The organism is Aliiroseovarius conchicola, from assembly GCF_041403445.1.
GTDB classification, from domain to species: domain Bacteria; phylum Pseudomonadota; class Alphaproteobacteria; order Rhodobacterales; family Rhodobacteraceae; genus Aliiroseovarius; species Aliiroseovarius conchicola.
On record NZ_JBGEHL010000030.1, the window covers coordinates 1 to 8916 of the forward strand.

Annotated in this window: 6 protein-coding genes and 3 pseudogenes; 4 read left to right on the forward strand and 5 right to left on the reverse strand. The window is 56.2% G+C overall.

The genetic code is table 11. The annotated features are described in order from the left end of the window. Nucleotides 1–42: 42 nt before the first annotated feature. Nucleotides 43–654: a transposase gene (locus V6N04_RS18665; RefSeq protein WP_371171688.1), complete on the forward strand. Its 612-nt coding sequence runs from the start codon at nucleotides 43–45 to the stop codon at nucleotides 652–654. A gap of 301 nt (nucleotides 655–955) precedes the next feature. On the opposite strand, the gene V6N04_RS18670 is transcribed toward V6N04_RS18665, so the two are convergent. The 5 genes and pseudogenes from V6N04_RS18670 to V6N04_RS19080 form a co-directional block, all read right to left on the reverse strand. Continuing rightward, nucleotides 956–1423, reverse strand: a complete 468-nt coding sequence (locus V6N04_RS18670; RefSeq protein ID WP_371171693.1) for an IS30 family transposase — start codon at nucleotides 1421–1423, stop codon at nucleotides 956–958. Then, nucleotides 1412–1912: pseudogene (locus V6N04_RS18675) on the reverse strand (IS21 family transposase); the annotation flags it as partial. The pseudogene V6N04_RS18675 and the gene V6N04_RS18670, both read right to left, overlap by 12 nt. A gap of 453 nt (nucleotides 1913–2365) precedes the next feature. After that, nucleotides 2366–3409, reverse strand: a complete 1044-nt coding sequence (locus V6N04_RS18680; RefSeq protein WP_371171689.1) for an IS110 family RNA-guided transposase — start codon at nucleotides 3407–3409, stop codon at nucleotides 2366–2368. A gap of 191 nt (nucleotides 3410–3600) precedes the next feature. Next, on the reverse strand, nucleotides 3601–5001 hold the full coding sequence (locus V6N04_RS18685; protein ID WP_371171690.1) for a pyridoxal phosphate-dependent decarboxylase family protein: 1401 nt from the start codon (nucleotides 4999–5001) through the stop codon (nucleotides 3601–3603). Nucleotides 5002–5479: 478 nt separating this feature from the next. Next, nucleotides 5480–5602 (reverse strand): annotated as a pseudogene (locus V6N04_RS19080) (IS91 family transposase); the annotation flags it as partial. Nucleotides 5603–5651: 49 nt separating this feature from the next. Here V6N04_RS19080 and V6N04_RS18690 point away from each other — a divergent pair. From V6N04_RS18690 to V6N04_RS18700, 3 genes and pseudogenes are all read left to right on the forward strand, one after another. Continuing rightward, nucleotides 5652–6083, forward strand: a pseudogene (locus V6N04_RS18690) (IS66 family transposase); the annotation flags it as partial. Nucleotides 6084–6203: 120 nt separating this feature from the next. Beyond that, nucleotides 6204–7193: an HlyD family secretion protein gene (locus tag V6N04_RS18695; RefSeq protein ID WP_371171691.1), complete on the forward strand. Its 990-nt coding sequence runs from the start codon at nucleotides 6204–6206 to the stop codon at nucleotides 7191–7193. Further along, on the forward strand, nucleotides 7190–8746 hold the full coding sequence (locus tag V6N04_RS18700; RefSeq protein WP_371171692.1) for a DHA2 family efflux MFS transporter permease subunit: 1557 nt from the start codon (nucleotides 7190–7192) through the stop codon (nucleotides 8744–8746). Before V6N04_RS18695 ends, V6N04_RS18700 begins: the two co-directional genes overlap by 4 nt. Nucleotides 8747–8916: the final 170 nt, after the last annotated feature.

An 8916-nucleotide genomic window follows, 5' to 3' on the forward strand; every position in this document is an offset into this window, starting at 1 on the left:
AAATGAGCCTACGACCCGGCTGCGGCTCATTTTCTACAGGGTATGATCATAAGACGATTCTTTCACGCTGAAGCAGAACCGACTGGAAGTCGGTGGGTTGGAACCAGGGCGTGGATACTCAAGCGCGCCATTGATCAGGCCGAAACCCGCGTGGCGACATTGGATCAGGTTGTTGAAGAGGCCATTCCAGGCTGGCATTTTGCCCCAGTGGTCGATGTGTTGCGCGCTCTGCGCGGCGTCAACACCACCATTGCCGCAACCGTGGTGGCCGAGATCGGCGACATCACCCGGTTCGAAAACCCGAGGCAACTCATGGCCTGGCTGGGCCTTGTTCCGAGCGAGCATTCCAGCGGAAATACGACGCGGCGCGGAAGGTTGACCAAAACGGGCAACGCTTTGGCACGCACGATGCTGGTTGAAGCAGGTTGGTCATACAGACACCCGCCAAAGGAGGGGCAGCCGTATCTGAAGCGTTCGGCGCACCTGCCTCAAGAAATCAAAGACATTGGTTGGAAAGCTCAGACCCGGCTGTGCAAACGGTTCCGGCATTTATCAAATGCTGGCAAACCGCAACCGCGCGTGCTCGCAGCCATCGCAAGGGAACTGGCAGGCTTCATTTGGGACATCGCCCGAAAAACACCTGTTGCAACCTAATCGTAACGCACACTCTGCCTGTGCAGTACGCTGGAGATGGCGGCCAATGATAGGGAAACCCTCGGAGTGCGTTGGGACAAACATCCGTCCTTAGAGAAAGGCAATCCCGCATCGTATTCGGCAAGGCGGTATCCAATCCGCGGATAAGAGCATGATAACCATCGGTTCGGCCCGCCGTCTCCAGCGCCTGTACAGGCTACAAACTTTGACCAGTCCGCGCCAGTGGGGTAGTCTCATCGTGTCGGGAAATCCAAAAACACTCATAAGAACGTACAATTTAGCACTGAGCCGCACTCGACCCTCAGTGGAGCAGGAGAGTGTTGCACAATTGGACGGCAAGGCGGGTCTTGCGCTCGACCAGAGAGGCGACGTTCAAGTTGCCTTGAGCACGCTCGAAGATCATCAGATCGCCCTCCCATTCGCCAAACGTCTCACGGGTATCAACGTAGTCGGGGCGCTCGTGGATGGACCGATCCGGCAGGAACACAAGGCTGCGGGGCCTGCGCGCATGGTGCGGTCGCCGCCTTTTGCGTCGACTGGGCAGGTAACGCGCCAGTTCTCTGGATTGGCCATCAGGGCCGTAGACATAGGCGTAAATGGTCTCGTGGCTCACGCGAACGGATTGTCCTTCAAATTGTAATCGGCCTGCGATCTGTTCTGGCGACCAACCTTCTTTGAGCTGCTTGATCACAGCCTTTCGCAGACCAACAAGACGCACCAGCTTGCACCGCCGTGCACGCCTTTGGGTCGCTGCACGTTGAGCCACCACGCCGTAGTAAGCGCGGATGTAGCATGCATCGCTGTGTGGCAGATCAAAGGCGAAGAAGTACGCCTTCTGCTCGATCCCGCCGATGACGACCAGCGCCTCGCCAAAGTCCGCCTGGCCGTGCCCCGGCGGATGGCTCAGTGGGACGAACATCTCCCGTGAACCGCGCTTTTTGCTGCGCACATAATCTTTGACGATAGTGTAGCCACCATCGAACCCGCATTCGTCGCGTAACCGCTCAAAAATACGTTTGGCTGTGTGCCGCTGTTTGCGTGGCCGGCCATTGTCCTCAGCCAACCATTGGTCGATCTGGGCCACGTAAGGATCAAGTTTTGGCCGCTTGATCGGTGCAGTCCGTCGGTACCCCGGAGGCTCGAAATACGCCAACATCTTCGAAACGCTATCCCGGCTGATCCCGAAATCCCGGGCCATCTGACGCCCGCTCAACCCTTCCTCAAAGTGAGCGTGACGAACCTTCAAATACAAATCCACGGTGAATATCCCCAAGCCCTCCCGAAATCCGAAAGGACAAAAAGTGGCCGACTTTTACGTCGCCCGCGACAACACAACGCACCCGCTACCGTGGCCGAGTATTGCTCCGCCGTTCACACAAATTACCCTAGGCAGATCAGCCGCAAAATACAGCCGTCCCCACAATCCGCGGCAAATTCAACGAGAGCCCACTTTGACAGATGCTGCACGGCGCATGAATGTTCTCTATCTGCGGCTGTAAATTCAAGGGCGTATTTCGGTATCATCGGGCTCATGGTTCTCTCCGAGGTCGACGTTGCCGCCTCATAATGGCGTCGGGGACTGGTGCCTCAAAATGGTCCGCTGCGAGGTCACCTGATTCAGGCACATCAACATTCGACGGCGAGGTCATCCGGCCACCGTCCCGATGGGACGTCTATACACCCGGACGGGCGTATTCGGTTGGTGGTTATCTCATGCAGGCAGCTCCTCTTTGGTCCAGGCGAAGGTCGTGCCGTCACGCCAGATGCGAGCCATAATGACAGCCAGTTTTCGCGCCGTCGCAACGATGGCTTTTTTCATTCCCCTTCGTGCTACAAGCCGCATGGCCCACGCCTTGAGCGGTGAGAAGCGCGACACACGCTGGATCAGGATGTTGGCCGCTTCATAAAGCAGTTTGCGCATGGCTCCGTCACCGCGTTTTGAGATGCGCCCCGACCAATCCGTTTCGCCAGATTGATACCGTTTTGGCGTCAGCCCTAGATAAGCGCCCACATCTGTTGCTTTGCGGAACCGCGTCACATCGTCAATTGTCGCGATGAAGCTGAGGCTGACAATCGGACCGAATCCGGGAATGCTGGTGAGACGCCGCGCCAGAAGATCGCCCTTGGCAAGCCGCTGCACCTTTGCATCAATCGCTGTGGTTTCAAGGCAGACGGTTTCATGCACGGCAATCAATGAGGCGAAGACCATCTCCAAGCTTGGAACTCCTTTGATGGCCAGCCCAAGCTGATCACGGAAGCTCTTTCGGCTGTAGCCCGCATTAACGGGACCAAGCCGGATCCCATAAGCCTTCAAAAGACCCCGAACTTGCCCTTCAATGTCCATGCGTATGCGGATTAATCGCTCCCGCGCTGACAGTATCAGGCGCAACTGATCGCTCGCCTCACTCTTCACACGCACTTCACCATACCACCCTGTGCGGGCCAGTTGGGCCAAACCGACGGCGTCTGATTTGTCAGACTTGTTCATCCGCGCTGACAGCACTTTGTGAGCAGCACGGGCATCAATGCAGACCACTGGCGCACTTCGTTTGATCAGTTCCCGCGTCAACCAGATTGAAAGCGGGCCGGACTCGTGCACGATCTTTTCTACCTCGCCGACTTCAGCAGCGATGGTTCGGACAATTTCATCAGGATCAGTTGCACACGAGCCTTCAAAAAGGATCGCGCCTGCATCATCCACAATGCAAAGGGCACATTGCTCTTGGGCGACATCAATTCCAACGTAGCGTTTCATGGTACTTCTCCTCTGGCTGAATGGTTCCACCATCGACATTAACGATGTTTGGAACCTCTCAACTCGGATCCGCCGCAGATACGCCATGTCCGCTTTGACTTCGGTTTAAGAAGACGTCAAGAAGAACTGCTGCCAAAGTTTGGACGATCCGTGCAAGGCTTCAAAGCATGCAAACTCAAGAGCAAAAACCCTTATTCACGTATATTTGCATCAAGTATTTCATCAACAAGTAGGTCTATATCCTTGTGATCCGTTGCATGATTGATGACTGAAACACGTATAATCTGTCTTCCTTTCCAAACCCCATGACTTGGATAGACGCGTGCGGTTTGTTGAATACGCTCCAAAACCTTGGTTGTCTTGACGTCCGTTTCACAGGCAATGGAGACTTGGTTAAGCACGACGTCATTCATGATTTCGATGCCCGGTTCGTTGCTTAAACGATCCGCCAAATACGTCGCAAGAGCGCAATGGTGCTTGATCATCTCGCGAATGCCTTCGGCCCCAAGATGCTTAATGATGGCGTAGCTTGGGATACCCCTCGCACGGCGGCTGAGTTCAAGCGTAGAGTCGCTCGGTTCCCAAGTTTCACCAAGCTCAGGCAAATATGCGCCGCGCGCGCTCATTGCAGAGACAAGCGCGGTGCGGTCCCGCACGATACAAAGCCCAGCATCATAAGGTGCGTTCAGCCATTTGTGTAAATCGACCGCCCAACTGTCAGCACCGTCGACACCCGCCAAGCGATCCCGCAAACCGGGCACAGCATGCGCCCAGAGGCCAAAGGCGCCATCGACATGTACCCAGCCACCGGCGTCATGGATCATCGGAATTGCTTCTGAAAATGGATCGAAAGCGCCAGTATTTATCTGACCTGCTTGGAGAATAACCAAAGGCGGGCTTTTGCAGGCCTCTAAATCGGCACGAAGCGCATCGATGAGAATACGACCCTGATCATCCGTCGAAAGGCGCGTCGCACGGCCCAACCCGAGGCCCGCATAGCGTATGCCAGCCATCGGCGCAGAATGGGCATCTTCGCTGATCATGACAGGGATGTCCGGCGCTCCAATAAGACCATTCCCAAAAACGTCCCAGCCTTGCCGCTGTAGCAACGTATCCCGCGCTGCGATAATGCCCTGCGTATTTGCCACCGTCGCCCCTGAGACAATACCGACGCCACTGTCCAACGGTAGACCAAGTAACTCCAGACACCACTGGCAAACAGTCTGTTCAATGACGGCAGCAGAAGGGCTTTCCCATGAAGAGGCTGCGTTTTGCCCCCACGAGGTCACAAGAATATCTGCCGCTGCGCCAACAGGCATTGACCCGCCACACACGTAACCAAAGAACCGTGGGGACGCATGACCATGCAGCCCCTTGCTTGCAACCTCTATCAAGTCTTCAATAACCGAAGACGCTGACGCTCCTTTGTCGGGAAGCAATGTATCAAAACTCGAGGCGAAATCGGCAGGCCTGAACTCCGGCTTTACAGATGATGACTTCAGATTCGCCCGGTACGTGATAGCTTCTCGTGCTGCGGTCAGCATAGCCGAACGATCGTCTTCGCTCAGAGGTACTTTTTTTCTTCTTTCCATGCGGCACAATCCAAAAATAGTTTTTCCAAACGTCGCTTAGCCTAAATGGGCATGTCGCGTCTGGCTCACAATGCGTTTTGAGATGCTCTCTGTCCATGAGCATCAAAGCCGACCTTAGCACATCAGTCGCGAACGGTAGCATTGTCTAAGATTTTTTGATGCGGGCCATTGCGTTAGGGTTGTGTCGGGCGTTCAGGCCCGCGTTGACAAATCTGACAAGGTGGAAGCCGCGGGATGTCAGTGCCGGGCTATGGGGAAAGGGCAGGTCCCGGTCCCTGATATCGGTTAGAGTTTCGCGGATTTTTCCGAGTTTGGAGGCGTAGCGTCATGGTCTTGGGCATGGGGTTGGTCGCGTTTATCGGCCTTATTGCGTTGGTTTGGCTCCCGTTGCGACACATGGATAACATTGGTGCAAAGCATCTTTTCGACCGGCGCGGTGAGCGTCGGACTAGGAAGTTGGAAGAGGATGGGCGGTTCATCATGCTGCCTGCTTTCTTGGTGGGGCTCGGGTACGGGGTTTCTGTCCGCGCCGGAAGGTCTCAATGATGCACATCGGGGCACCGCAGTTGGGGCATGGTTCGCGCAGAGCCAGGGGTAGTAGCGCTTCCTCTAATGGTGGGTCCGGCCCCGCCTGTTTGGCATCCCCCAGCAAATCGCCAGACGACCGCGTCGCCTTGCGCCAGAAGGACGCCAAACCGGTGTTCGGCGATCTGGAGATATGGCTGGACGCCCAATTGAACAGGATTTCCGGAAAGTCCGACCTCGCCAAAGCCATCCGCTACGCCCTTGGCCGCATGAAGAAAATGCCCGGTTATCTGGAAAACGGCTCACTGGAGCTCGACAATAATTGTGCGGAAAGATCAATCCGCTGCGTGGCCTTGGGCCGGAAGAATTATCTCTTCGTGGGTTCCGAGGGCGGAGGCAAAGCAGCGGCAATCGCCTATACTCTGATCGAAACCGCCAAACTCAACGGCGTCGACCCCCAGGCCTGGCTCACCTGGGTCCTCGTACAAATCGCAGATCACAAAATCACGCGTCTCGACGAACTCTTTCCCTTGCGTTACGCTGCACAAGCAGCGTAACAGGTCGCTTCGAGGCAGCGCCAGAGCGCCATCACCGGACGGTCACGAATCAAATAGCAACACAATCCGCACGAAGCCGCATTTTTGCGACGCACTACTCGATCAAGAGGATCATGCAGCATGAAGAAGTTACAGCTGATCGCTGTCGCCCTATTAATTATCACCATTGGCGTTGGGCTATGGGCGTATTGGCGCCATAGCGAGCTTTACCCATCGACTGATGACGCCTATGTGCGGGCGAATATCGTGACAATGGCCGCGCAGGTGTCGGGACAGGTGAACTCAGTGAAGGTGACTGAAAACCAGTTGGTCAAAGCGGGCGACGTATTGGTCGAGCTGGACGCAGAAGTCTTCAACAATGCCGTGAAAGAAGGGGCTGCGCAGGTCGAAAGCGCGACTGCGGCAGGCAGTGCATACGATGCGCAAATCAATGCGGCGACTGCCTCGGTTAACGGTGCGCAAACCGCACTGGACGCCGCTCAGGCGCAGTTGTCCCGCGTTCAGACACTGTTTAAAAAAGGCGACGTGGCGCAGGCCGCATTGGACAACGCCCGCACCGCCACAGCACAGGCCCAAGCGGGCTTGAATACGGCGCGGGCACAATTGTCTCAGGCCCGCTCGGCCCAGATCACAAACCAAGATGCGTTGGTGTCGGCGCAAGCCCAACTGGCCACCGCAAAGCTAAATCTAGAGCATGCCAAGATCACGGCCCCGACAGATGGCTGGATTGCCAATATCAGACTGCGCGAAGGCAGCACCGTTGCAGCGTATCAACCTCTGTTTTCATTGGTCGAGGCGGGGGATTGGTGGGTCGATGCCAATTTCAAGGAAACCGATATGGTGCGCATAAAATCGGGGCAGAAGGTGACTGTATCCATAGATATGCTGCCGGGGAAAAGCTTTGAGGGCGAAGTCGCCTCGATCGGTCCGGGCTCCGGGGCGACGTTTGCCCTGCTCCCAGCCGAGAATGCGTCGGGCAATTGGGTGAAAGTCACACAGCGCTTTCCAATTCGGATCACGTTCATGACAAAGGACGATCAGTTTCGAGCTGGAGCCAGCGCCAGTGTCAAAGTCGATACGACAGGTCATGAGGCCGCCGACAGCAAATGACCGACGCAAGCCTCGCCCCCCCTGAGGACACCGATACCGGGCTGCCCGCACAGGCAGTTCATGCAACCATTGTCATCGCTGTGGTGTTGAGTGCCGTGCTTGAGGTGTTGGACAGTACCATCGTTAACGTCGCCCTGCCCCATATCCAATCCGCATTCGGCGCCACGAATGATCAGGTCACCTGGATCCTGACCAGCTATATCGTGGCTGCCGTGGTGGTCATGCCTTTGACAGGGTTCATGGCACGCCGGGTTGGGCGCCGGCGGCTGATCCTGACATCAGTGGCCGGGTTCGCCGTGTTCTCGTCGCTCTGTGGATTCTCGTGGAGCTTGGGCAGCATGATCGGTTTTCGGCTTGGGCAAGGGATATTCGGCGCGTTCCTAATCCCGCTATCACAATCGATCCTGTTCGACGCATTCCCGCGCGAAAAGCGCGGTCAGGCGATGGCAATGTTCGGACTAGGCGTTGTGGTCGCGCCGGTTTTGGGACCAACGATCGGGGCGCTCTTAACTGACTATTTCTCGTGGCGCATGGTGTTTTTTGTGAACCTGCCTATCGCGGTGATAGCCCTATTGATGCTAGCCGGGCAGCTGCCTGAAGACAAACCCGAGAACCCGAAGATCGACTGGACCGGGCTGGCCCTAATGGCCGTCGGGATAGGCGCGCTGCAATTTGTTCTGGATCAGGGTCAAAGCAAGGACTGGTTTTCGTCCCATATCATTCAGATCGCCGCCTTGCTGGCCTTTCTGGGCGGGGTTTTCTTTCTGGTGCGGGGTTTGCGTCAGAAGGACAATATCATCGACCTGAGGCTTTTCTCTGACATGAATTTTGCCTCGGCCAACGCGATCATCGCCGGGTTCTCGGTCTCGATGTTCGGCGGCATCGCGATCCTTCCGCTGTTTGTGCAAGGGTTGCTTGGCTATCCGGTTGTTGAAGCGGGGTACCTCTTTATCCCAAGGGGGATTGCGGCGGGGTTTTCCATGGTGATCACCGGTGCAGTGCTGGCCAACCGGTTCGACCCTCGCCTTTTGGCGGCCGTCGGGCTGGTTCTGACAGCGCTCAGCAATTTCCAAACCGGCTGGCTGAACCTGAATGCCGATTTCTGGCAGCTGGCCTGGCCCGGCGTTGTCGGGGGTTTGGGTATGGGGTTGGTCTTTGTACCATTATCAACCTTGGCCTTTGACAGTATCTCAACAGATCGGCAAGACGAGGCGTCGGGCCTTTATAGTGTAACGCGGCAATTGGGGTCTTCCATTGGTATTGCTATCGTGGGATCTATGCTTGTGCGCAATATGACGATCGACACAACAACACTCAGCAACCATGTCACCGTCTTCAGCCTGGCGGCCCGAGCCTATTTGGCCCCGTTGAATCTGACACCCGAAACAGCCGAAGGCACAGCCGTACTCGCGGCCGAGATTTCCCGACAAGCCGCGATGATGGCCTACGCCCATGTGTTCAATGTACTGGGCTGGGTAGCGGCAGCACTGCTTCCGTGCCTATTGTTCATGAAGAGGCCCAAAAATGCCGGGGCCAACCCGATGGCACATTAATATGGAGACCTTGCCCGACCTTTGGATCGTCGCTCTTGCCTTTCTGGGGTGTTGTCACACTACTTCCCTGAGGTTGATTGCTCCGCTATTTAGCCGTAGCTGATGGCGATGCAGACCCCACCCATCAGCTACAAGCGCCACCGGTTTCCGCCTGAAGTCATCAGTCACTC

Bases quoted from the DNA above. Each gene is read 5' to 3' on its own strand.
- V6N04_RS18700 (WP_371171692.1), top strand. From the start codon at position 7,190: ATGACCGACGCAAGCCTCGCCCCCCCTGAGGACACCGATACCGGGCTG.
- V6N04_RS18695 (WP_371171691.1), top strand. From the start codon at position 6,204: ATGAAGAAGTTACAGCTGATCGCTGTCGCCCTATTAATTATCACCATT.
- V6N04_RS18685 (WP_371171690.1), bottom strand. From the start codon at position 5,001: ATGGAAAGAAGAAAAAAAGTACCTCTGAGCGAAGACGATCGTTCGGCT.
- V6N04_RS18665 (WP_371171688.1), top strand. From the start codon at position 43: ATGATCATAAGACGATTCTTTCACGCTGAAGCAGAACCGACTGGAAGT.
- V6N04_RS18680 (WP_371171689.1), bottom strand. From the start codon at position 3,409: ATGAAACGCTACGTTGGAATTGATGTCGCCCAAGAGCAATGTGCCCTT.